Annotated in this window: 21 protein-coding genes; 5 read left to right on the top strand and 16 right to left on the bottom strand. The window is 73.0% G+C overall.

From position 1 onward, the window contains the following. Nucleotides 1–89 precede the first annotated feature (89 nt). On the top strand, nucleotides 90–908 hold the full coding sequence (locus DEJ01_RS12090; protein ID WP_111093105.1) for a helix-turn-helix transcriptional regulator: 819 nt from the start codon (nucleotides 90–92) through the stop codon (nucleotides 906–908). Between the two features lie 39 nt (nucleotides 909–947). Here DEJ01_RS12090 and DEJ01_RS12085 read toward each other — a convergent pair whose 3' ends face one another. From DEJ01_RS12085 to DEJ01_RS12040, 10 genes are all read right to left on the bottom strand, one after another. Then, entirely contained in the window at nucleotides 948–1,454 is a 507-nt protein-coding gene (locus DEJ01_RS12085) for a hypothetical protein (protein WP_245165815.1), read from the bottom strand. A 259-nt stretch (nucleotides 1,455–1,713) separates the two neighbouring features. After that, on the bottom strand, nucleotides 1,714–2,256 hold the full coding sequence (locus DEJ01_RS12080; protein ID WP_146247606.1) for a hypothetical protein: 543 nt from the start codon (nucleotides 2,254–2,256) through the stop codon (nucleotides 1,714–1,716). A 48-nt stretch (nucleotides 2,257–2,304) separates the two neighbouring features. Continuing rightward, complete coding sequence (locus DEJ01_RS12075; protein WP_071406090.1) at nucleotides 2,305–2,574, bottom strand: hypothetical protein; 270 nt, start codon at nucleotides 2,572–2,574, stop codon at nucleotides 2,305–2,307. A gap of 100 nt (nucleotides 2,575–2,674) precedes the next feature. Then, on the bottom strand, nucleotides 2,675–4,297 hold the full coding sequence (locus DEJ01_RS12070) for a cell wall metabolism sensor histidine kinase WalK (protein WP_111093103.1): 1,623 nt from the start codon (nucleotides 4,295–4,297) through the stop codon (nucleotides 2,675–2,677). Beyond that, nucleotides 4,294–5,016, bottom strand: coding sequence for a response regulator transcription factor (locus DEJ01_RS12065; RefSeq protein ID WP_111093102.1), 723 nt, complete (start codon nucleotides 5,014–5,016; stop codon nucleotides 4,294–4,296). The genes DEJ01_RS12070 and DEJ01_RS12065 overlap by 4 nt, the downstream gene beginning before the upstream one ends. Nucleotides 5,017–5,051: 35 nt before the next feature. Beyond that, nucleotides 5,052–7,223: a glycosyltransferase family 39 protein gene (locus DEJ01_RS12060; protein ID WP_258375705.1), complete on the bottom strand. Its 2,172-nt coding sequence runs from the start codon at nucleotides 7,221–7,223 to the stop codon at nucleotides 5,052–5,054. Nucleotides 7,224–7,699: 476 nt separating this feature from the next. After that, nucleotides 7,700–8,512, bottom strand: a complete 813-nt coding sequence (locus DEJ01_RS12055) for a fructosamine kinase family protein (protein WP_111093101.1) — start codon at nucleotides 8,510–8,512, stop codon at nucleotides 7,700–7,702. A gap of 100 nt (nucleotides 8,513–8,612) precedes the next feature. Beyond that, nucleotides 8,613–9,347 carry a response regulator transcription factor gene (locus DEJ01_RS12050; RefSeq protein ID WP_111093100.1) on the bottom strand — a complete coding sequence of 245 codons (735 nt, stop codon included), beginning with the start codon at nucleotides 9,345–9,347 and terminating at the stop codon, nucleotides 8,613–8,615. Continuing rightward, a complete protein-coding gene (locus tag DEJ01_RS12045; protein ID WP_111093099.1) occupies nucleotides 9,335–10,549 on the bottom strand; it encodes a sensor histidine kinase in 1,215 nt (404 codons plus the stop codon). Before DEJ01_RS12045 ends, DEJ01_RS12050 begins: the two co-directional genes overlap by 13 nt. Before the next feature lie 83 nt (nucleotides 10,550–10,632). After that, the gene (locus DEJ01_RS12040) at nucleotides 10,633–11,481 is read right to left on the bottom strand and encodes a LysR family transcriptional regulator (RefSeq protein WP_071406548.1); all 849 of its coding nucleotides are present in this window, start codon (nucleotides 11,479–11,481) and stop codon (nucleotides 10,633–10,635) included. A gap of 71 nt (nucleotides 11,482–11,552) precedes the next feature. Here DEJ01_RS12040 and DEJ01_RS12035 point away from each other — a divergent pair, with 71 nt between their 5' ends. The 3 genes from DEJ01_RS12035 (at nucleotide 11,553) to DEJ01_RS12025 (ending at nucleotide 15,028) form a co-directional block, all read left to right on the top strand. Continuing rightward, the gene (locus tag DEJ01_RS12035) at nucleotides 11,553–12,458 is read left to right on the top strand and encodes a DMT family transporter (RefSeq protein WP_083404362.1); all 906 of its coding nucleotides are present in this window, start codon (nucleotides 11,553–11,555) and stop codon (nucleotides 12,456–12,458) included. Nucleotides 12,459–12,529: 71 nt separating this feature from the next. Beyond that, entirely contained in the window at nucleotides 12,530–14,116 is a 1,587-nt protein-coding gene (locus DEJ01_RS12030; protein WP_111093122.1) for a long-chain fatty acid--CoA ligase, read from the top strand. Between the two features lie 42 nt (nucleotides 14,117–14,158). Beyond that, nucleotides 14,159–15,028, top strand: coding sequence for a UbiA family prenyltransferase (locus tag DEJ01_RS12025; RefSeq protein ID WP_111093098.1), 870 nt, complete (start codon nucleotides 14,159–14,161; stop codon nucleotides 15,026–15,028). Nucleotides 15,029–15,118: 90 nt separating this feature from the next. Here DEJ01_RS12025 and DEJ01_RS12020 read toward each other — a convergent pair whose 3' ends face one another. From DEJ01_RS12020 to DEJ01_RS12010, 3 genes are all read right to left on the bottom strand, one after another. Further along, nucleotides 15,119–16,312 carry an NAD(P)/FAD-dependent oxidoreductase gene (locus DEJ01_RS12020; RefSeq protein ID WP_258375704.1) on the bottom strand — a complete coding sequence of 398 codons (1,194 nt, stop codon included), beginning with the start codon at nucleotides 16,310–16,312 and terminating at the stop codon, nucleotides 15,119–15,121. A gap of 84 nt (nucleotides 16,313–16,396) precedes the next feature. Then, the gene (locus DEJ01_RS12015) at nucleotides 16,397–17,632 is read right to left on the bottom strand and encodes an acyltransferase (protein WP_111093097.1); all 1,236 of its coding nucleotides are present in this window, start codon (nucleotides 17,630–17,632) and stop codon (nucleotides 16,397–16,399) included. A 66-nt stretch (nucleotides 17,633–17,698) separates the two neighbouring features. Further along, entirely contained in the window at nucleotides 17,699–18,271 is a 573-nt protein-coding gene (locus tag DEJ01_RS12010) for a TetR/AcrR family transcriptional regulator (protein ID WP_111093096.1), read from the bottom strand. A gap of 93 nt (nucleotides 18,272–18,364) precedes the next feature. Here DEJ01_RS12010 and DEJ01_RS12005 point away from each other — a divergent pair, with 93 nt between their 5' ends. Next, nucleotides 18,365–19,279, top strand: coding sequence for an SDR family oxidoreductase (locus DEJ01_RS12005; protein WP_111093095.1), 915 nt, complete (start codon nucleotides 18,365–18,367; stop codon nucleotides 19,277–19,279). Nucleotides 19,280–19,603: 324 nt separating this feature from the next. Here the strand turns inward: DEJ01_RS12005 and DEJ01_RS12000 are convergent, their stop codons facing one another. The 3 genes from DEJ01_RS12000 to DEJ01_RS11990 all read right to left on the bottom strand — a co-directional run bounded on the left by DEJ01_RS12000 (nucleotide 19,604) and on the right by DEJ01_RS11990 (nucleotide 22,115). Further along, complete coding sequence (locus DEJ01_RS12000) at nucleotides 19,604–20,902, bottom strand: NAD(P)/FAD-dependent oxidoreductase (RefSeq protein ID WP_071406544.1); 1,299 nt, start codon at nucleotides 20,900–20,902, stop codon at nucleotides 19,604–19,606. Nucleotides 20,903–21,005: 103 nt separating this feature from the next. After that, the gene (locus DEJ01_RS11995) at nucleotides 21,006–21,554 is read right to left on the bottom strand and encodes a dihydrofolate reductase family protein (RefSeq protein ID WP_027466037.1); all 549 of its coding nucleotides are present in this window, start codon (nucleotides 21,552–21,554) and stop codon (nucleotides 21,006–21,008) included. Nucleotides 21,555–21,575: 21 nt separating this feature from the next. Further along, complete coding sequence (locus DEJ01_RS11990; RefSeq protein WP_111093094.1) at nucleotides 21,576–22,115, bottom strand: hypothetical protein; 540 nt, start codon at nucleotides 22,113–22,115, stop codon at nucleotides 21,576–21,578. Between the last annotated feature and the right edge of the window lie 49 nt (nucleotides 22,116–22,164).

Raw genomic sequence — 22,164 nt, 5'->3', positions numbered from 1 at the left:
CGAGGCAGGGCGCTGTGGCCCGGGTAAGAACGAACACCACGTGAACGCAGCGGACACGACACCTGTTGTCCGGATACGTTCGACGCACGATGACGACCGAGCGCGACGACGCACGACGGACGGCCGTGCTGCTCCCCGGGGAGCGGCTGGGGCTGGCGCTCGACGAGCGGTGCCCGGAGTTCACGGAGCTGCTGCTCGCGCCACCGTTGCACGGCATCCGACCCGACGGGCACGACTGGCTCCGGCGTCGGTACGAGCAGATCGTCCCGCTCGTGCTCCCCGCGGCACTGCGCGCGGTCGAGCATGGGGAGCCGCTCGACCCGGAGTGCCTGGTGCGGCTCCGCGAGGTCGCAGCCGCCAGCGCCGACGACCCGCAGGTCGACGTCTCGGTCGTGCTCCGCGGCGCCCTGCCCGCGATCCGTGTCTTCGCCCTCGTCATGCACACGGCCACCCGCGAGCACGCGACGACGATCGACCACGCCGGCCGGACGATGCTCGCGATGAGCCGGGCATCACTCGTGGCACACGAACTCGGCTCGTGCTGGGCGGAGGCCTGGGCGCAGCACCGCGGAGGGGCGTCGGCGGACGCGACGACAGCACTCGGCACCGACGACATCGACCTGGTGGCATCGGCGCCCGGCCTGGACGAGACCGAGGAACGGATGCTGGCGCTCGCCGCCCGTGGGCTGTCGAACGACGCCATCGCCAAGGAGACCGCCTACAGCCGACAGGCCGTTGCCTGGCACCTCGGCCGGCTGATGAAGTCCTGGAACGCACCGAACCGGACGGCGCTGGTGTCGGTCGCCTTCGTCCGGGGCTGGATCCGGTCTCGGCGGGACTTCATGCTGGCTGCACGCAACCGGCCGTCGGCGATCGAAGCGGCGCGGTCGAACGGCGACGCCCCCTGAGACCGAGGTCCCAGGGGGCGTCGCCGACGAACGGAGGAGTCAGCCGCCGTTGACGTGGATGACGTTGTCGATGCGCTCGATGTTGCCGAACACACCCCAGTTCAGCCAGCCGCCGTCACCGTTGTTGGTGACCTTGCCGGGGCCCTTGAACCAGTAGATGACGTAGTTGCCACCCTTGATGTCGATCGACTGGGCGTCCGCGACGTCGCCCTCGACGGTGATGTCCTGGTTCTTGTTGACCACCGCGACGGTGAGGCGGTCGGGGTTGCCGGCGTTCCAGTAGCCGACGTCGAGCGCCGCCTGCACGGCACCGCCGCGGTCGCTCTGGTCGTTGACCGCGTCCTTGATCGCGTTGACGATCGCGACCGGGTCGAGGTTGACGTTGACGCTGCCGCCGACGGACGACGAGGTGCTGGGCGGCGCCGGCTCGGCGGCCTGCGCGGGGGCTGCGACGAACGCCCCGGCGATGACGGCGCCGCCGAGGGCGGTGCCGGCGAGGAGCTTCACGGACTTGCGCTTGAACGAGTTCATGATCGTGTTTCCCATCTCTGCAGTGGTGACCCGTTCGGGTCGTCTTGCTCGGACAGGACCCAGCCTGCGTGCGCTCCGACGCGGATGCACGCGTTGAGTCTCGACGTTGGTCGATCGTCTGACGATCCGGACGACGCCCGATCGCCGTGCCATCGTCTGCCGGTCCTGGCGTGTGACATGGCACGGTGGTAGCGTGATCGTGCTCGTTGCGTTGAGCTTCGAGAAGTGGACCCGAGACCCATCCGGACGGTTGGGCGCTCGGGTTCTGCGCGTTTCAGACGTCGATCACGTTGATCTCCGGTGGACAACGACGTCTCCAGTCGCCGCCCTTCGCCCACGCCCACCCGACTGCATCCGGCAGGGCCAGGAGCGGCTCGTGTGCAGCCGTCTCGTGGCGGTGGACCAGACGGGCGCCACCCGAGTCCCGCGTCGCCTCGACGATCCACTGTCGGTCCTTGCGGATGAGTGTCTCGTCCCGTTCGAAGCACACGCTGACGCGCGGGGACACCGCGGTGGCGGCGACGAGTCGTCTGAGGCACGCAGCGCGGCGTGCTGTGTCGGATCGCCCGTCCTTGACGGCACGGAAGACCGTGACCTCCACCGGTAAGGACGCGATCGTGCTGAGGATCAGCCGGCGACGGGCGTCGCTCTCCTTCCGCATGTGCAGGCGCGACTGCCCACGCAGGACGAGGCCGGTGAGTGCCGACCGTGCTGCCCGTGTCGATGAGCGTTCGAGGCAGACGGCGACGAGGAGGTAGTCCTTGACCTTCGACTCATCGACGAAGACCTCTCGGTACCCGTTCGTCGCTGTCGTCACCACCGCGTCCCCACGGCGTACCACTCTACATATCAGTGACGCTCTCGGTCAGCGGGGCAGCAGGATCTGCACGATCGCGACGACCACGAGCGCCGCGATCGGGACGCCCGCGATCCAGGCGCCCGCCCGCATCTGTGTCCGGCGGATCGTGGGCGGTGCGTGCGAGGAGCGCGCGAACTCGGTCGCGGCCACGAGCTCCGGCGCCGCGGCGGGCGGTGCGGGCTCGGGCTGGGGGCGGTCGTCCTCGAACGCCGGGACCTCGACCACCAGGTCGGCGGGGTCCGGGCGGCCCGGGAGCTTGTCGTACGCGTTCGTCACGGTGCCTCCTCGTCCGGCGTTCTCCGACCAGTATGCGACCCGGACGGCACTCGGTGAGCAGGAGATGTCGAGTGCGGTCGCGGCACCCGACGTCTTCTGCTCACGAAGCGCCCGAGGGCGGCAGGTCCACGGTGAACGCGGTCCGGCCGGGCTCGGACGCGACCCGCACGATGCCGCCGTGCGCCATGACGACGGCCCGCACGATCGCGAGCCCGAGGCCGCTCGTGCCGTGCTCCCGTGAGCGCGAGGCCTCACCCCGGGTGAACCGGTCGAACAGCGTCGGCAGGGACTCGGCGGGGATCGGCGGCCCGTCGTTCGCCACGACGAAGCGGACGACGGCACCGTCCGACGCAGACGCAGACGCAGACGCCGACCCGGACCCGGGCACCGACTGCAACGACACCACGACGGCAGTCCCCGGCGGCGTGTGCGTCCGGGCGTTGGTCAACAGGTTCGTGACCACCCGTCGGAGCTGCACCTCGTCACCGGCCACGAGCACCGGCTGGTCGTCCACGATCTGCAGCGTCCATCGGTGGTCCGGCGCCGTCGCGCGGGCGTCCATCGTGGCGTCGACGACGAGCGACGTCAGGTCGACCGGTTCGCGGACGACCTGCGAGGCCGGCGCCCCCGACGCCAGGGCCGAGGCGTCGAGCCGTGCGAGCAGCAGCAGCTCGTCGACGAGGTCGCCCATCCGGACGGCCTCACGTCCGATCCGTTCGACGTTGCGGTGCACGGCGTCCAGGTCCGAGGTCCGCTCCGACAGCTCTGCGTACGCCCGGACGGTGGCGATCGGGGTCCGCAGCTCGTGGGAGGCGTCGGCGACGAACGTCCGCATGCCGGCCTCGGCGTCACGACGCACGGTGAGCGCCCGGGCGACGTGGCCCAGCAGCCGGTTCAGCGCGTTGCCGACCTGCGCGACCTCGCGGTTCGCGCGCAGGTCGGCGTCGGAGACGCGGACGGGGATGTCCGGGTCGCCGCGTTCCAGGTCGAGTGCGGTCACGCCGGACGCCACCGCGGCGACGCGTTCGAGCGGACGGAGCGATCGACGGACGAGCACCGTGAGCGCCCACGCGGCGACGGCGAACCCGAGCACCGTGACGACCCCGATGACGAGCAGCAACCGGGCGATCGCGGCGTCGAGGTCACCGAGGGGGAGCGCGGTGACGAACACGTCGCCGTCGTCGCTGACCGCCTGCGCCCGGTAGTCCCCGAGCGCGCCGAGTTCGACCGTCACGGGGTCGCCGCCGGTCTGCACCGCGGCGAGTGTCCGCTGCTGCGCCGCGGTCAGGCGGCGCTGGTCACCGTCCCCGTCGGTGTAGCCACCGAGCACCAGGTCGCCGTCGCGGACGATCGCGATGACCGTGCCCGCCGACTGCCCCGGCGCACCGATGAAGGCGTTGTCGGGATCCGGCAGATCATCCGAGTCCGAGTCCGACGACGACGACGACGAGGACGAGGACGAGGACGAGGACGACGACGAGGACGACGACCCCGGCGGCGGCCCGGAGGCCCCGCGCGGCGGTTCGGCCCCGTCCCGTCCGCCGACGGTCCGCATCGCCGCCGTCGACAGCTCCGCGTCGAGCCGGTCGACCAGGTACCCCCGGAAGGCGACGACGGTCACCGCCCCCACGACGACGTTGGTCGCGACGAGCAGCAGGGCCACGGCCGCCACGATCCGCCAGCGCAGCGACGGCACACGCCCGGTGCGCCCGAGGCGGCTCACGTCGCCGGCCGGAGCACGTACCCCGCCCCACGGACGGTCTGCAGCATCGGCTCTCGTCCGGCGTCGAGCTTCTTCCGCAGGTACGACACGTACATGTCCACCAGGTTCGACGACGTGCCGAAGTCCATGCCCCACACGCTCGCCAGCAGCTGCTCGCGGGACAGCACCCGGTTGGCGTTCCGGGCCAGGTGCCGCAGCAGCTCGTACTCGGTCGGCGTGAGCTCGATCCGGTCCCCGGCACGGCTGACCGAGCGGGCGTCCTCGTCGAGGCGGAGGTCCCCGACCACGACCTCGGCGCTCGCCCCGGCCGCGGCGACCCGGGCCGAGGTGCGCGCCAGGATCCGCGCACGGACGAGCAGCTCCTCGATGCCGAAGGGCTTGGTCAGGTAGTCGTCGCCGCCGCCGGTCAGCCCGGCGAGCCGGTCCTCGGGGGCGTCGCGTGCGGTGAGGAACAGCACCCGCACGCCGTCGCGGGCGTCGCGGAGCCGTTCGAGCACCTCGAACCCGTCGATGTCCGGCAGCATCACGTCGAGCACGATCACGTCGGGCTGGAACTCCCGGGCCGCGAACAGCACGTCGCGCCCGCGGTGCACGGACCGCACGGCCCAGCCGTCGCCCGCGAACGCCAGGGCGACGGCCTCGGCCAGGGCGTGCTCGTCGTCGACGACGAGGGCGCGGACGGGGGAACCGTCGGTGCGCTGCAGCGGGGCGGCGGGCATGTCCCGGAGCCTATCCACCGCGCCCTCGTCGCCGGTCACTCCGTGCTGCTCAGGTCGTAGACGGTCTGGCCGCCGACGGTCGTCGACTCGTAGTTCGCTGCGACCCACTCCTGGATCGCCGACGCGGTCGACGAGCCGCCGCCCATGCCGCCGCCGGAGCCGGACGACACGTAGTACCCGATGTCGCCGTCGGCGACGTACGCCTTGAACTGCGCGAGCGTCGGTGCCGGGTCGCTCGACCAGCCGCCGATCGCCATCACGGCGGTGTCGGTGTCGAGTTCGAGCTGCGCGGCCGACTGCGATCCGTTGACCGCGGCCGCCCACTTCGCGTCGGATGCCTCGAGCAGCTCCTGCAGGGCGGACGAGGTCGACGCACCCTCGCCACCACCCCCGGCCTGGAGGCTCGTCCCCGACCCACCCTCGGAGGTCGCGTCGTCCGTGCCGTCCTGCCCACTGCCCGGTGCCGTGCCGGACGTGCCGTCCGGCATCTCCGGCGCCTCGCCGGAGGCGCCCTCCGGCGGGGTCCCGCCGGGACCCTGCTGGGAGTCGGACGTGCTGTCGGAGCCGCCGTCGTCGGAGCCGGAGGTCGACCCACCCGGTCCGCCCGTGCCTCCCGGGAAGCCACCGGTGCCGCCGCCCATCCCACCGGAGCTGCTGCCCGCCGGACCGACGCTCGGGATCGAACCGGAGTGCGCGACGGTCGTCGTGGCGAGGGCGTAGGCGGTGGTGCCGGACAGGCCGAACAGGGTGCCGGCGAGGACGCCGACCGTGACGAGCCGGCGCAGCGACGGCACGCTGCCGATGACGATCAGTGCCGCGGACAGCAGCCCACCGGCGAGCATCACCCAACGCAGCCACGGCAGCCAGGTCGGGTTCTCGTTGAGGAGGCACCAGCCCCAGAACGCGGTCACGCCGATCATCGCAGCGAGGCCGAGGCGGCCGACGAACCGGGCTCGTGCGTGCCAGAGCAGGGCGCCACCGGTGCCGACGAGTCCGGCGATGGCCGGGGCGAGGGCGACCGTGTAGTACGGGTGGATCGTGCCGGACATGTACGAGAACACGAGGCCGGTGACCAGGAGCCAGCCGCCCCACAGGACCAGTCCGGCGCGTGCGGGATCGGCCAGGTGCCGACGGCCGACGACGACCAGCCCGACGACCAGGGCGATGAGCGCCGCGGGCAGGAGCCACGAGATCTCGAGCCCCATCTCGGACGAGAACAGGCGGTTCAGGCCCGTCGAGCCGCCGAACGAGCCTCCGGCGGTGCCGCCGGTCGTGCCGCCGCCTCCGCCGCCGTTGCCCGAGCCTCCGAAGATCCGGCCGAGGCCGTTGTAGCCGAACACCAGGTCGAGCACGGTGTTGTTCGTCGAGCCGCCGATGTAGGGGCGGGACTCGGCGGGCCAGAGCCACACTGCGACGACCCACCAGCCCGCGGCCACCACGAGGGAACCGGCGGCGACGAGCAGACCGATCACCCGTCGGCCCCAGCCGGTGCGGGCGGCGAACAGGTAGACGAGGCCGAAGGCGGGCAGGACGAGCAGGCCCTGCAGCATCTTCGTCAGGAACGCGAACCCGAGGGCGACCCCGGCGAGCGCGATCCACTTCCAGCTGCCCTTCGGCAGCGCCCGCACCGTGCAGTACGCCCCGGCGGTCATCAGCAGGACGAGCAGGGCGTCCGGGTTGTCGAAGCGGAACATCAGCGCCGCCGCCGGGGTCGCTGCCACGACGAAGCCCGCGAGCAGCGCGCCGACGTTCGCGGTGGTGGCACCGAGTCGGGCCAGGGTGCGGCGGACCGTGCCCCAGACCAGGGCGACGGAACCGACGGCCATCAGCGCCTGGGGGAGCAGCAGGCTGGTGCTCGAGAAGCCGAACAGCCGGGCCGACAGCACCATCACCCACAGTGAGGCGGGTGGTTTGTCGACCGTGATGAAGTTCGACGAGTCGAGGGAGCCGAAGAAGAACGCCTCCCACGACTTCGTGCCGGCCTGCACGGCGGCGGCGTAGAAGCTGTTGGCGTACCCGGAGACGCTGAGGTCCCACAGGTACACCACGGCGGTCACGGCCAGGAGCGCCCAGAACGCCGGCCGGAGCCAGCGGGCGTCCTCGCGCTCGCCGAGGAACAGCCGGGCGAGGGGTGGGCGGCGCCGATCCCGCGCGGCACTGCGCGCGGGGTCGCGTCGGTCGGTCACGGGTATCGGGTACGTGGTCATGTCGATGAGCATCCGGGGCGTTCCCCGACTGCTGCACTGCGCCGGCTATGCGCGGGCTAAGGACGCACGGTGCGCGGTTGGCCGGCGGGCGGCGGCGCGGCGCACGGTGCGCTGTTGTTCGGTCCGTGCGGGGTCGCCTGCTCGGTGCGCGGTTGTAGCGCTGCACGGTGCGGGCAACCCCGCACGGGTTGAGCGAGGCAGCACGGTGCGCGGTTGGCCGGCGGGCGGAGGCGCGGCGGGCGGCGGCGCGGCGCACGGTGCGCTGTCGTTCGGTCCGTGCGGGGTCGCCTGCTCGGTGCGCGGTTGTAGCGCTGCACGGGGCGGGCAACCCCGCACGGGTTGAGCGAGGCAGCACGGTGCGGCGCCGGCACCGGGGCGGGCAACCCCGCACGGGCTGAGCGAGGCCGCACGGTGCGGCGCCGGCACCGGGGCGGGCAACCTCGCACGGGTTGAGCGAAGCCGCACGGTGCGAGGGGTCAGGCGTACCGCTGCGCTGCTCGGAGTGCGGCCCCGGAGTACGAGCCGCCGAACAGGAACACGTGCAGCAGCAGCGGCGCGAGCTGGTGGAGCTCGACGCGCTCCTGCCAGCCGTCGGCCAGCCGTGACTCCCGGTCGTAGGCGGCGAGCACCGTCTCGAGCCGGGGGAGCCCGAACAGCCCGAGCAGTGCCAGGTCGGTCTCCGCGTGCCCGCCGTGGGCGATGGGGTCGATGAGCACGGCGCCGGTCGGTTCGGACGAGTCCGTCGGCCAGAGGACGTTGCCGGCCCACAGGTCACCGTGCAGGCGAGCGGGTCGGTCCCCGACGAGCGCGGGCTGGGGCGACCCGAGCGTGCCGTCCTGCACGCGTGCGGCGACCCGCTCGAACACGGCGGCCTCGGCGTGGTCGAACCCACCGGCGTCGACGATGCGGCGGACGAAGTCGCGGATCCGGTACTCGGCGAAGAACTCGCCCCAGGTCGCCGGTGCCTGCTCGGCCGTGACGAACGGCGTGCGCGAGCGGCCCATCCGCAGCGCCGCACCGCGGGTCCAGCCAGCGGGCGGTGCACCCCAGTGGTCGGCACCGGCCGCGTGCGTGTGCGCGAGGGAGCGGCCGAACCGCTCCGCCTGGGCCGCGGTGGGGGAACCGTCGGAGATCAGCTCGAGGTCGAGCACGGTCGGGCCCGGACGCCCCAGCACGCGGGCGATGCGGGTGCCGCCGGTGTCCTCGGCCTCGGCGAGCCAGGCGAGTCCGGCGGCTTCGGCTGCCGCTTCGTCCGCGGTGGTGAACGTCTTCACGTGCGTCTCGGCCATCGGTCCATCCTGCCGAGGGGGCACCGTCGACCGTTCAGCCGACGATCACCCGGCGACCCGGCGACCCGGCGACCCGGCGATCCGGTCGCCCGGCGCCCGGTCACGCGCTCGGCTCTCCCCGCCGGGCCGCGTGCACCACGAGTGCCAGCTGCACCCGGTTCTCGACGCCGAACTTCTCGTACACGTGCCCGACGTGCGTCTTCACGGTGGCCAGGCCCACGTACAGGTCGGCGGCGATCTGCGCGTTGGACGCCCCGTTCGCCACGGCGAGTGCGACCTCCCGCTCCCGCTCGGTCAGCAGGGCGAGCAGCCGGCGTGCCTCGGTGTCGTCCGCAGCGGCATCGACCGGTGGCCCGGCCGGTGCGCCGCCCGGACCACCGGCCGCCTGGCCCGAGCGGGGTCCGGCCGCGAACGCGATGACCCGGTCGAGCACGGACGGGGACAGGATCGAGCGCCCGGCCGCCACGGTCCGCACGGCCTGCACGAGTTCGTGCGGCGGGGTGTCCTTGAGCAGGAACCCACGGGCGCCGGCCTGCAACGCTCCGAGCACGAGGTCGTCCCCCTCGAAGGTCGTCAGCACCAGGACGGCCAGGTCGGGTCGGCGGCGCAGTTCGCGTTCGGTGGCGACGAGTCCGTCGCACCGGGGCATCCGGATGTCCATGAGCACGACGTCGGGCGCGGTCGACGCGATGACGCCCTCGGCCTCGAACCCGTCGCCCGCCTCGCCCACGACCACCAGGCCGTCGTCGCCGCTGAGCAGCATGCGGAGCCCGACGCGCACGAGCTGGTCGTCGTCGACCAGGACGACGCGGACGGGAGCGGTCACGGAGTCCACGGCAGCACCGCCTCGACCACGTGCACGCGTCCGTCGTCGCTGCCGGCGCGGAAGCTCCCGCCGACGAGCCGGGCGCGTTCGGCGAGCCCGCGCAGGCCGTGCCCGGCGGTCTTCCCGGACGCGTCCGCGTGCGCAGGTCCGTCGGTCAGCGTGTTCGACACCACCACCCGGACCCCGGGACCGGGGACGGTCTCGACCACCACGTCGACGGGTTGTCCGGGGGCGTGCCGACGGGCGTTCGTCAGCGATTCCTGCACGATCCGGTAGGCGTGCCGGCCGACTGCCGTCGGCACTGCTGCGCCGTCGGTGTCGACGCGCGCCCGGACGGTCGCACCGCCGGCACGTGCCTGGTCGAGCAGGGCGGGCAGGTCGACGAGCGTCGGCTGCGGAGGCGCGGTGCCGGTCACCTCGTCGCCGCCGGTCGCCGCGGGGTCGCGCAACACCCCGAGGACGTCGCGCAGGTCGGTGAGCGCGGAGTGCGCCTCGGCCCGCACGACCCCGGCCGCCGCGGCGGTCTCGTCGGGGGTGAGCCCCGGGCCGCGGTACTCGAGGGCACCGGCGTGCAGCGCGACCAGGGACAGCCGGTGGCCCAGGACGTCGTGCATCTCGCGGGCGATGTGGGCGCGCTCCTGCTCGCGGGCACGGTCCTCGCGCAGCTGCTGGTCGCGTTCGAGCAGAGCCGCGCGCTCGCGCAGGGACAGCAGGAGCGCCCGGCGCTGCCCGATCGCGATGCCGATGACCACGAGCAAGGCGATGCCGACGACGCCCGCGATCAAGATCTGCCAGAGCGGCATGTCGTCGGCCGGGGGCGCCAGGACGACGTCGTAGAGCACCGTGGCACCGAGCAGCACCGCACCGGCGACGGCGAGCTCGACGGCCCGGCGCCGGGTGGCGAGCGACACCGTGGCGATCGCGGCCGCCCCGACCGCCAACGTCGACACCGAGCTGAGGGCACCGATGACGACGGTGATCACCAGCGGTGCCCGGTGCCGGAACGGCAGGAGGACGAGGGCGGCCAGACCGGCACCCACGTCGCCGAGGATCAGTGCGCCGACGTGCAGGTCGCTCCACCCACGGGTGTCCATCGTAGGCCACACGAGCCCCGCGGTGAGCAGCCCGGTCAGGGCCGCGACGGCGACACGCCAGGTCTGGGACCACACACGCTGCCCGAGCGGCACGGCGGGGAGCGCGGTCGAGGTCATGCTCCGAGCCTAGGGAGCCGGGTCGACGAGCGGATCCGCCGAAGGTCGGAGGTCGGAGGTCGGAGGTCGGAGGAGCCCCCGTCTCAGACCGCGTCCACCAGGGCTCGTGCCAACGGGTGCCATGCACGGGACGACGGCCCGCTCAGCACCAGGGTCCGTTCGAGCCGCCGGGCCATCGGGATCATCACGAGGTCGGGCGGCAGCATCCCGCGGCCCAGGGTCGGCACGATCGACACACCCTCGCCCCGCTGGATCATCCCGAACATCGTGCTCATCTCCCGCACCCGGTGGGCGTACCGGAACGGCCGGCCGTCGAGTTCGTGGAGCTTCTGGATCTGGTACTCGCAGCCACCGCCGCCCGCCACCAGACCGTCCTCGTGCAGGTCGTCGAGGGTGAGCGCGGGCAGCTCGGCGAGGGGGTGGTCGCGGCGGATCACGGCGGCCATCTCGTCCCGCGCCACGACCACGCCGCCGTCGGGCACCGGCGAGGGGTCGACGAGCACGGCGGCGTCGACGGTGCCGGCCTCGAGCCACTCCGGCATCTCGTCGTCGTCCCCCTCGTAGACCTGCACGTCGACGTCCGGCAGGGTCACCGCCCACAGCTCGCGGAGCCGTGGCAACAGGCCCTGGCAGACGGTGGGGACGGCCGCGAGGCGCACGGTGCCGCGCGCCGTGGCGGGCCGGACCACCGCCTCCAGGGCTTCGACCGAGGCGAGCACGCTGCGGGCGTGGGCCAGCAGGCGGTCGCCCAGCGGTGTGGCGGCGGCGACCGTGCCGCGGCGCACCACGGGGCCGCCGACCTCGCGTTCGAGCCCGGCGACGGCGTGGGACACCGCGGACTGCCCGACGCCCAGCGCGGCGGCCGCTGCGGTGAAGGACCCGGCGTCGAGCGTGGCGACGAACGCGCGCAGTTGCTGGACCGAGACGGTCATGCGTCCTCCTCATGGCGGCATGAGTGACATGCGTTTGCCGCATGTCACCCGGTGGTCCGACACTAGGCCACGTGAACGCCCTCCTCTACGCCCTCGTCGCACTGACCTGGGGATCGAGCTTCCTCTTCGCGAAGATCGGACTCGACGGTCTCGCCCCGCAGCAGGTCGCCACCGTGCGGACCGTGCTCGGTGGGGTCACGCTGGTCGTGGTGCTCCTGGCGACCCGTCGCCGGTGGCCCCGGGAGCCGCGGACCTGGGCGCACCTGGCGGTCGTCGCGGTGTTCCTCAACGCGGTGCCGTCGTCGCTGATGGCGTGGGCCGAGCAGACGGTGCCGTCCGGGCTCGCGAGCATCTACAACGCGACGACGCCGATCATGACGCTGGCCGCACTCGCGGTGCTCGTGCCGTCCGAACGGCTGCGCGGACGGCAGGTGCTCGGGATCGTGCTCGGCATCGTCGGGGTGCTCGTGCTGGTCGGCCCGTGGGACGTGCTGACCGACCCGGAGGTCCTGGCGAGCGTGCCGGGGCAGGTCGCGCTGCTCGGCATGACCGCGTCCTACGGCATCGGGCTCGCCTACCTGCGCCGGGTCGCCGTGGCGAGCGCGTACGACCCGGTCACGCTGGCGACGGTCCAGCTGACGCTGGCCTCCGGGATGCTCCTGCTGGTCGCGCCCGTCATCGCGACCGGTCCGGTGCAGCTGGACGGGAGGATCGTGGCCGCGATGATCGCACTCGGTTGCGTCGGCACGGGGCTGGCCTACGCCTGGAACACCCGGCTCGTGCAGGCGTGGGGCGCCGGTCGCGCCTCCACCGTCACGTACCTGACGCCGGTGGTCGGGGTGGCGCTCGGTGTGCTCGTGCTGGGGGAGCGGGTGCGGTGGAACGAGCCCGTCGGCGGACTCGTCGTCCTGCTCGGGATCGCCCTGGCGTCCGGGGTGCTCCTCCGTCGGCGGGAACCCGCGGCGTCCGCCGCCTGACCGGTCCGCCGGGTCGAGCCGTAGGATCGGCGGTGACGACGACGAGGTCGTCGACGAAGACGGAGACCGGCATGCACGACACCCACACCACCCGCGCGACCGCGTCGGTCGCAGCGATCCTCGCCGAGTCGGCGGCACGCTACCCGGACGACGTCGCCGTCATCGTGGGCGACGTCCGCACGACCTACGCCGAGCTGTGGGCGCAGACCCTGGCCTACGCCGGGGCACTCCGCGCGCGGGGCGTGACCGAGGGGTCGAAGGTGGCGATGCTCGTGCCGAACGTCGCGGACTTCCCCCGCGTGTACTACGCCACGCTGGCCCTCGGCGCGGTGGCCGTGCCCGTGCACGCGCTGCTGAAGCGCCGCGAGATCGAGTACGTCCTGCGCGACAGCGGCGCGACGCTGCTCGTCTGTGCTGCCCCGCTGCTCGGTGAGGGTGCCGCCGGTGCCGAGCTCGCCGGGGTCGACGTCGTCACCGTGCTCGCACCGGCGACGACCGACGACGGGTCCGCGGCCGGCCCCGACCGACTCGAGGCCCTGGCCGCGCAGAGCGAACCGCTCGACACCTACGTGCCGCGGCACCCGTTCGACACCGCCACGATCCTGTACACGAGCGGCACCACCGGCCAGCCCAAGGGTGCCGAGGGCTCGCACTTCGCGCTGCTCGAACAGGTCAACACGAACCTGATGACGACGTTCGACATGCACCGCGGGGACGTCCTGCTCGGCGCCCTGCCGCTGTTCCACACGTTCGGGCAGACCTGCACGATGAACACCGGGTTCCGGACCGGCGCGACGCTCGTCATGCTGCCGAAGTTCGACGGTGACACGGCGCTCGCCGCGATGGTCGAGCACGGCTGCGGCATCTTCATGGGCGTCCCGACGATGTACATGGCGCTGCTCGACGCCGCGACCCGGTCCGAAGCCCGTCCGACGCTCCGGTACGCGATCTCCGGCGGGGCCTCGCTCCCGCTGGCGGTGCTCGAGCGGTTCCAGCAGGTCTTCGACGCGCCGATCCACGAGGGGTACGGGCTGACCGAGACCTCGCCGGTCGCCACCTTCAACCACGTCGGGCAACCGCCGCGGCCCGGCACCATCGGCACCGCGGTGTGGGGCATCGACGTCGAGATCGCCGACCCCGAGGTCCGCGACGCGATCGTCATGCTGCCGCACGGCGAGATCGGCGAGCTCGTCATCCGCGGGCACAACCTGATGAACGGGTACCTCGACCGGCCCGAGGACACCGCCGAGGCCATCGTCGACGGGTGGTTCCGCACCGGTGACCTGGGCACGAAGGACGACGACGGGTACCTGACGATCGTCGACCGCACGAAGGACATGATCATCCGCAACGGCTACAACGTGTACCCGCGGCAGGTCGAGGAGGTCCTCGCCACCCACCCCGACGTCGCGATGGCCGCGGTGTTCGGCGTGCCGCACGCCGTGCACGGGCAGGAGGTCGAGGCCGCGGTGGTCCTGCACGCCGGCGCGTCCGTCGAGCCGCAGGTCCTGGTCGACTTCGTCGCCGCCGAGATCGCCGCGTACAAGTACCCGCGGGTGGTGCACGTCCTCGACGCGCTGCCCCTCGGCCCGAGCGGCAAGGTGCTCAAGCGCGAACTCGTCGACCGGTTCAGCGTCGAGGTGACGGCGGTTCCGTGATCCGCCCCACGACCGCGCAGGGGCGATCCGTACGCTGACCGGGTGACCGCCAGCCGCACCCCGTCGACCGCGCGTCTGCTGTTCGCGTCGTCCCACCCCGGACCCACGGTCACCGTGACCGTCCTCGCCGCGGTGATCGCCGCCGCCGTGGGGCACTCCGTGTGGCTCGTGGTGCTGGTGGCGCTGACGGTCGTCGCCGGGCAGCTGTCCATCGGGCTCGCGAACGACTGGATCGACGCGGACCGCGACCGGGCCGTCGGGCGGAGCGACAAGCCCGTCGCCCGCGGCCTCATCGCCGTCGGCACCGTCCGCACCGCCGCCTACGTCACGGCCGGGATCGCCGTGGTGCTCTCGCTGTTCCTCGGGCCGGTCGCCGCGGTCGCGCACCTCGTGCTGGTCGCCGCCGGGTGGGCGTACGACGCCGGGCTGAAGCGTTCGGTGTGGTCGGTGGCGCCGTTCGTCGTCGCCTTCGGGCTGCTGCCCGTCGTGTCCGTCGCGGCCGGGCCCGAGGGACAGTGGCCGGCGTGGTGGGCGATCGCCACGGGGGCCGTCTTCGGGATCGCCATCCACTGCACCAACGTGCTGCCCGACCTGGTCGACGACGCCGCCACCGGGGTGCGGGGCTTCCCACACCGGCTCGGGCTCCGCGGCGCGGGGATCGTCGCGTTCGCCTCGCTCGTCGTCGCTGCAGCGCTGGTGCTCGGCGGACAGGTGCTCGGCGACGACCCCGTGCAGGGGCTCGGGGTCGTGCTCGCGGTCCTCGGTGCCGTCGTGGTGGCCGTGCTCGCCGTCGTCGGCGTCCGGTTGGTGCTCGCGGGGCGGGCGTCACGCACCCTGTTCCGGCTGGTCATCGCGTCGTCCCTCGTGCTCGTCGTCGAGCTCGGCTTCGCGGGCGCGCGACTCGTCGCCTGACGACGCGGAACAGACTGCGCGACTGCGCGACTGCGCGACTGCGCGACTGCGCGACTGCGCCGGTGCGCCGGTGCGCCTGGACGCGAGCCGTCAGGCCCAGCGCATCGCGTAGAGCCGGGCCAGGCCGTGCGCGGTCGGCAGGGACAGGGCGGTCCGGAGCAGCGCCTCCCGGCCGGTCGCCGTGACGGGGCCGAGCGGACGGCCCAGTGCCATGTTCGCCTCGGCCTGCCGAGCCGCGCGGCGGGCGGCTGCCTGGCGGCGGGCGGCGTAGCCCGGCCACGGCCCGGCCGTGCCGGTGCGGACCGCTCCGGCGAGCAACGGCGCGAGCTCGGCGGCGTCGAGCCACCCCAGGTTCATGCCCTGCCCGCCGATCGGACTGATCTCGTGGGCGGCATCCCCGACGAGCACGGCTCGGCCGACGCCCACGCGGTCGGCGGTGCGGCGGCGCACCCGGAAGCCGCTGGTCATCGAGCAGGTCGCGGGGTCGGGGACGACACCGGTGCGCTCGGCGACGAGTGCGGCCAGGCGTGCGACGACCGCGGGGTCCGGCGTGCCCGTCCAGCTGCCCTCGGCCGAGGCGAACGCGTCGTCGTCCGGCACCAGGGCGACGTACCGGCGACGCGCACCCGGCAGTGGGAAGGACTCGACGACGCCGTCCGGGCCCACGTCGACCAGCGCGGCCGACCGGGCCGACGGTGCCTCGGGGTCGGCGAAGTCGCCCATCACGTAGCGGTCGGGGTACTCGCGCCCGGACGTGCCGATGCCGAGCAGGTCGCGGACGGCGCTCCGGGCACCGTCGGCCCCGACGACGAAGGCCGCACGGACCGTCACGGTGTCGCCGTCCGGTCCGGTCCCGGTGGCGTCGACGTGGTCGGGGTGCCGGGACAGCGCCGTCAGGGTGGTGCCGGTCCGCAGGGCGCTCGGTGCGCTGGCCCGGAGCCGGTCGCGGAGCAGGGACTCGGTGCGGTGCTGGTCGAGGGTGGCCACGTACGGGTGGGTCGGCGACGCACGGTCGAAGCGCAGGGTGCCCAGGGTCCGGCCACGGCTGCGGGCCACGCCGGCATGCACCAGTGACGCCTCGGCGAGCACCGCGGTGTCCAGGCCGATCGCGGCGAACGCGTCGAGGGATGGCGGGTGGATGCCGATGGCCCGCGAACCGGTCGGCGGCTCGGCCCGTCGTTCCCACACCCGGACGTCGACGCCCCGCGCCGCCAGGAGTGCCGCCAGGAACAGCCCGACGGGGCCGCCGCCGCCGACGAGGACGTCGACGCGTTCGATGGGCACGGAGTGAGCCTACGGTGACCGATCGCCGCGGCGTTCAGTGAGCAGAAGGCGTCGGGTCAGCGGGCCGTACTCGACACCTTCTGCTCACCCGATGCGCTGCGCGAGCGCGGGCGGGACCGCGGGCGCTGCGGCATCGCGACCCGCTCGGACCCGTGCGCGGAACCGCTCGACGGGCACCTCGACGGCGTACGCGGCTCCGATCGACACGATCACCACCGCGCCGACCAGGCTGACCGTGCCCCACGGGCCGATCGCGAAGGTCCCGAGCAGCGCGATCACCAGCGGGTGCCAGAGGTACGCCGAGTACGACACCCGGCGGCCGAACCACGACACCGGCGTCCAGGCCAGGGCGGCGGACACGGGGGAGCGGACCGAGACCAGCCCGCCGATCGCCACCGCCGCGATCAGCCCGGTCAGCGGGAGCACGATGCCGAACGTCGACGCGTGCTGCGTCCAGTCGTCGTCGATCCAGAGGAGCACCCCGACCAGCAGCACGAGACCGAGCCAGGTCGCCACGTGCCCGAGGACCCCGGCGGCCCGCACGCGCACCCGTTCGTCGTCGAGCAGCAGGGCCAGCCCGCAGCCGATCGCCAGCGGCACGACCCCGAGCACGGGCGAGAAGTAGACGTCGGGCGTGGCACCGCCGCTCGGGCTGCGGTAGCTCGCCCACGACGACGCCGACGCTCCGACGACCAGGACCCCGAGCCCCGCCAGGAGCCAGCGACGGCGGGCCCGGAGTGCGGCGAGCAGGACCAGCACCGGCGGCCAGACCAGGTAGAACTGCTCCTCCATCGACAGGCTCCACGTGTGCGCGAAGACGCCTTGCGAGGTGTCCCAGAAGGCGCGAAACAGGTTGCCCGTGTAGGTCAGCGCGATGAACGCCGCTTCGCCGGACTGCAGCGAAGCGCCCTTGTAGTCACCGACCCAGTTCCAGAGCAGGAGCCCGACGACGACGAACGCGAGCAGTGCCGGGTACAGGCGGAGCAGCCGCTTCACCCAGAACGAGCCGAGGCGCACCCGACCGGTGCGACGCCGTTCGCCGAGCAGCAGCGTCGTGATGAGGAAGCCTGACAGCACGAAGAACACCGTCACGCCGATGAAGCCGCCCTCGAACTGCGGCACGTGCAGGTGGTACAGGACGACGATCAGGATGGCGAGGGTCCGGAGTCCGTCGAGCGCGGGTGCGCGGTGCGTCAGCGGGGGTGGCGGAGCCTGCTGCGTGCCTGCTCCGGAGTGCGCCGGAGTGCGCCGGGGTGGCCGTGCGGTGCGGTGCTGTGGCTGCGCCTGCGTCGGCGCGTGGGTCAGCGTGGTCGTCGCCATGGTCCCTCCCCGCGCTGCTCGGTTGTGTGTCGCCGACCAGGGTCCTCCTCGCGGGTAAGAGGAGTCTCAACGAGCGGGGCGCACCAGGCTCGTCAGCGCATCGAGTCGCTCGTGCGCGATCGCGGCGAACGGGCGGTCCTCGCCGGGTGCGATCCACTGGGCGAACGACAGGTGGAACACGGTGACCGCGGCCTCGGCGGCCATCGTCGCGACCGGCTCCGGCACCCCTCGCTCACGCAGGACCTCGCCGAGGCGGGCCTTCAGGGTGGCGAGCTTGCCGAGTTCCCGCTCCCCGAGGGCCGCGTTCGCGTCGATGATCTGCTGGCGGGCACGGGACCATGCCCGACGCTCCTCGGGGAAGAAGTCGGCGCTGGCGTCCAGTGCGAGGCGGATGAGGTCGAACGGCGCGGTGCCCTCAGGAGCGGCGGTGATCGGGTCGACGAACATGGCGAGGAATCCGTCCTGTCCCGCGAACAGCACCTCGGGCTTGTCGGCGAAGTGCCGGAAGAAGGTGCGCTCGGTGACCTCAGCCGCCGCCGCGATCTCGGCCACCGTCGTGCGGTCGTACCCCTGCTCGGCGAACAGCTGCAGGGCGACCGCCTGGAGACGCGCGCGGGTGCCGGGTTGCCAACGAACCATCCCCGCAGTCTACTGATGACAGTAACTGACATCGAGTGTACGGTGATGTCAGTTCATGACATCAGGTTGTGGACACTGCGGAAGGGAACGCTCATGCACGTGTTCGTCACCGGAGCCTCCGGCTGGATCGGCTCACACACCGTCGACGACCTGCTCACCGCCGGTCACGTCGTCACGGGGCTCGCTCGCTCCGACGCCTCGGCCGCGGCACTCGCGGCGAAGGGCGTCGAGGTGCTCCGCGGCGACCTCGACGACCTGGACGTGATCCACCGTGGTGCCGCGGAGTCCGAGGGCGTCCTGCACCTCGCCAACAAGCACGACTTCGCGAACCCGGCGGTGTCCAACGCCGCCGAACGCGCATCGATCGAGACGATCGGCGGTGCGCTCGCCGGCAGTGATCGTCCGTTCGTGTTCGCCGCCGGGGTCGCCGGGCTCGCCTCCGGGCGTCCGGCCACCGAGGCCGACCCCAACCCGTTCGTCGGTCCCGACGCTCCGCGCGGTGGCGGCGAGAACCGCGGCTTCGACTTCGTCGAGCAGGGCGTCCGCGCCGTCGCAGCACGCTTCAGCCCGACCACGCACGGCACGGGGGACCACGGCTTCGTCGCGTACATCGTCGCCACCGCCCGGCAGCATGGGGTTTCCGCGTACATCGGCGAGGGCACCAACAGCTGGTCCGCCGTGCACGTCACGGACGCCGCGCGGCTCGTGCGGCTCGGCCTCGAGCAGGCACCGGCGGGCACACGGATGCACGCCGTGGCGGAGACCGGCATCCCCACCCGGGCCATCGCCGAGGCCATCGGTGAGGGCCTCGGGCTCCCCGTCACCTCGATCGACCCTGCCGACGCGCCAGCGCACTTCGGGTTCATGGCGTCGTTCTTCGGCATGGACATGTCCGCCACGTCCGAGGCGACGCGCGAACTGCTCGACTGGCAGCCGACCGGTCCGGGGCTCCTCGAGGACATCGCCGCCGGCGCGTACTTCGACGTCCGGGTGGCGTCGGCCGGCTGACGTCGCGCGACGTCGCGCGACGTCGACAAGGTCGTTCGTTGCACGCGCGCGCTGTTGCGAAGCGCGCGCAGCGACGATGTCGCTGTCGTACGACAGCGACATGGTCGTTCCGCGTCGGCCGGCCCCCGCGGTACGCACCACGCGTCGGCGCCAGCCCCGCGCACGACGCGCCGGCCGGGAGGCCCGTGGCCGGCCCGCACCGCGCCTCCAGGCCGTCGCGCCCCGCGTCCACCGCACGCACACCGTGAGCAGGAACGGTCGGGTCCGACGTGCGGACCCGACCGTTCCTGCTCACGAAGCGAGCGTGCGAGCGAACGCGCGCGGCTACTCGGCCTTCTGCAGCTGCCAGGGGTCCGGCTCGCGGTCGCCGTTCGGGCGCACCGGGCGCACGTCGCCGACGATCGGGATCGAGCGCTTCCGCATGAACCACACGTAGCGGACGAAGAAGTGCGTCAGGGTCGACATCCGGTTGCCGGCGCCGAGCAGGCTCGTGATGTGCACGAACACCCAGGCGAGCCAGGCGACCGGGCCGACCATCGTGATCCCGCCGCGCAGCTGGGCGACCGCGGCGTTCGTGCCGATCGTCGCCATGGTGCCCTTGTCGAAGTACTTGAAGCGCTCGGTGGCCTTGCCCTCGAGCAGGCGCACGATCTGCCGCGCCGAGTGGCGTCCGCCCTGCAGCGCGGGCTGGGCGAGCTGGGCGAGGGCGTCGTCCTGCGCGGCGATGTCGCCGGCGGAGAAGATCCGCTCGGCGCCCTTCACGCTCAGGTCGTCGTTCACCTGGATGCGGCCACCGTGGGTCTGCGGCAGGCCCCAGCCGGAGACCTCCTTGTGGGCGGCGACGCCGGTCGCCCAGATCACCTGCGACGCGGGGATGAACTCGCCGTCGGCGGTCATCACGCCGTCGCGCTTGACCTCGGAGACGCCGGTGTTCAGCCGCAGCACGACACCGCGCTTGCGGAGCACCTTGGCGGCGTAGCGGCGCAGGCGCGGGGCGAACGGCTTGAGGAGCTCGCCGCTGCGGTGCACGAGCGTGATCGAGATGTTGCCGCGTTCGATCTCCGGGTACGCGCCGACGAGTGCCTGGTCGCGGAGCTCGGCGAGCGCGCCGGCCATCTCGACACCGGTCGCACCGCCACCGACGATCACGATGCGGATCTCGTCGGGGCCCTGGTTGGCCGCCGCTTCTTCGAGCCGGGTGAACAGCTCGTCGCGGATGCGGAGTGCCTGCGAGCGGGAGTACATCGAGTACGCGTACTCGTACGCACCGGGGGTGCCGAAGTAGCTCGTGTTCACGCCGTTGGCGAGGATCAGGTAGTCGTAGTGCAGGTGCTCGCCGTCGGACATCTCGGCGATGCGCTCGTCGGTGCGGATGCCGGTGAGCAGGCCGTGACGGAACTCGGCGTTCGACTGGCGGGCCCGGAGCGAGCGCAGGAAGTACGTCACGTCGCCGGCGTTCAGTCCGCCCGTTGCCACCTGGTACATCAGGGGCTGGAACATGTTGTAGACGTGGCGGTCGACCAGGGTCACCCGGACCGGCGCGTCGGCGAGCTCCCGCATGGCGGCCACACCGGCGAATCCACCGCCGACGATGACGACGTGCGGGCGGGTGTCCTGGGTCATGCTTGCTCCGGTGTTCCTCGGGTGCGGATGGTCACCCACGAGGGTACGCGCGGTTTGCCGGGGCGCATGACGGGCAGAGGCCGGGAGGCCCGTGGTGCGTCCGTCAGGCGTCGAACCGCCCGTAGGTGTTCAGCACGTTCCCCTTGCTCGTCACGGTGCTGTCGACCAGACGCAGGCGCGTGGGCGGGTCGGTCGGTTCGAACAGTCGCCGGCCACGGCCGGCGATCGCCGGGTGGATCATGAGCTGCAGTTCGTCGAGGACCCCGGCGAACAGCAGGCTGCGGACGAGCGTGACACTGCCGCACACGGCGATGTCCGCCCCGTCGCGCTGCTGCAGGTCGCGCACGAACGCGGGAACGTCGCCGGGGATCCGCGTGCTGTTCTGCCAGGTCAGGTCGTCGCCGAGCGTGGTGGAGGCCACGTGCTTCTCGATCGGGTTGATCCACTGCCCGAAGGGGTCCTCCGGGTGGGCGGGCCACCACTCGGACCACTCGAGGTAGCTGTTCCGGCCGAGCAGCACGGTGTCGGTGCGGGCCATGAAGGCACCCATCGCCGCGCCGAGCTCGTCGTCGAAGCTGTCGTACTGGAACTCGTAGGGGTCCTGCACGACGCCGTCGACCGACGTGAACAGACCGGCAGTGGTCTTCCGCATGGGACGGATCGTACCCGCCGGTCAGCTCCCGGTGCCGTCGGTGCTGCTGCCGTCGCTCGTGCCGTCGCTGCTGCTCCCGTCGCTGCTGCCGGAGCCGTACCCGGGGGCCTGACCGGTGCCATTGCCCGGGAACCGGTTCGTGCCGGGCACCTGCGTGGTCGACTGCGTCCGGTCCGCACCGATCGCGTGGCCGATGGCGAACCCGACGCCTCCGCCGACGAGCAGCGCGGCGAGCCCGACGATCGCGGCGAGGAGCGGCCAGAACCACGGGGGCTTCGGGCCGGTGCTGCGGCGGTTGGTCGGGCTCGCGGCGCCGGCTGCGGCTCCGTACCAGGGGGTGGCGCCGTTCGGGGCGGTGGAGTCCCAGCCGCCCGGGGCGCCGGCGCCGGCGTCCGCACGGTACGGCTGCTGCTGCTGCTGTGGTTGTTGCGGCGCGGGGGCGTCGAGCGTGGAGGTCGACGTCGGGGTCGGGGCGGCGCCCCAGCCGGTCGGCGTCGTCGCCCGGTTCGCCGGGTCGGAGCCGTCCGGTCCGTGGCCGTTGGTGGGAGTGGTGTCGCTCATGCCAGGAGTGCACACGGCCCGGCTATGCACAGCCGATGACGAGGCTGAC

This window comes from Curtobacterium sp. MCLR17_040 (assembly GCF_003234735.1).
GTDB classification, from domain to species: domain Bacteria; phylum Actinomycetota; class Actinomycetes; order Actinomycetales; family Microbacteriaceae; genus Curtobacterium; species Curtobacterium flaccumfaciens.
The sequence above is the reverse complement of the archived record's forward strand: the minus strand, read 5'-3'. Positions and strand labels throughout refer to the sequence as shown.

Excerpts from the sequence above, each read along its gene's own strand:
- DEJ01_RS12090 (WP_111093105.1), top strand. The coding sequence starts at position 90 with ATGACGACCGAGCGCGACGACGCACGACGGACGGCCGTGCTGCTCCCC.
- DEJ01_RS12030 (WP_111093122.1), top strand. The coding sequence starts at position 12,530 with ATGCACGACACCCACACCACCCGCGCGACCGCGTCGGTCGCAGCGATC.
- DEJ01_RS12005 (WP_111093095.1), top strand. The coding sequence starts at position 18,365 with ATGCACGTGTTCGTCACCGGAGCCTCCGGCTGGATCGGCTCACACACC.
- DEJ01_RS12045 (WP_111093099.1), bottom strand. The coding sequence starts at position 10,549 with ATGACCTCGACCGCGCTCCCCGCCGTGCCGCTCGGGCAGCGTGTGTGG.
- DEJ01_RS12055 (WP_111093101.1), bottom strand. The coding sequence starts at position 8,512 with ATGGCCGAGACGCACGTGAAGACGTTCACCACCGCGGACGAAGCGGCA.
- DEJ01_RS12000 (WP_071406544.1), bottom strand. The coding sequence starts at position 20,902 with ATGACCCAGGACACCCGCCCGCACGTCGTCATCGTCGGCGGTGGATTC.
- DEJ01_RS11990 (WP_111093094.1), bottom strand. The coding sequence starts at position 22,115 with ATGAGCGACACCACTCCCACCAACGGCCACGGACCGGACGGCTCCGAC.
- DEJ01_RS12010 (WP_111093096.1), bottom strand. The coding sequence starts at position 18,271 with ATGGTTCGTTGGCAACCCGGCACCCGCGCGCGTCTCCAGGCGGTCGCC.
- DEJ01_RS11995 (WP_027466037.1), bottom strand. The coding sequence starts at position 21,554 with ATGCGGAAGACCACTGCCGGTCTGTTCACGTCGGTCGACGGCGTCGTG.
- DEJ01_RS12040 (WP_071406548.1), bottom strand. The coding sequence starts at position 11,481 with ATGACCGTCTCGGTCCAGCAACTGCGCGCGTTCGTCGCCACGCTCGAC.
- DEJ01_RS12060 (WP_258375705.1), bottom strand. The coding sequence starts at position 7,223 with ATGACCACGTACCCGATACCCGTGACCGACCGACGCGACCCCGCGCGC.
- DEJ01_RS12015 (WP_111093097.1), bottom strand. The coding sequence starts at position 17,632 with ATGGCGACGACCACGCTGACCCACGCGCCGACGCAGGCGCAGCCACAG.
- DEJ01_RS12085 (WP_245165815.1), bottom strand. The coding sequence starts at position 1,454 with ATGGGAAACACGATCATGAACTCGTTCAAGCGCAAGTCCGTGAAGCTC.
- DEJ01_RS12065 (WP_111093102.1), bottom strand. The coding sequence starts at position 5,016 with ATGCCCGCCGCCCCGCTGCAGCGCACCGACGGTTCCCCCGTCCGCGCC.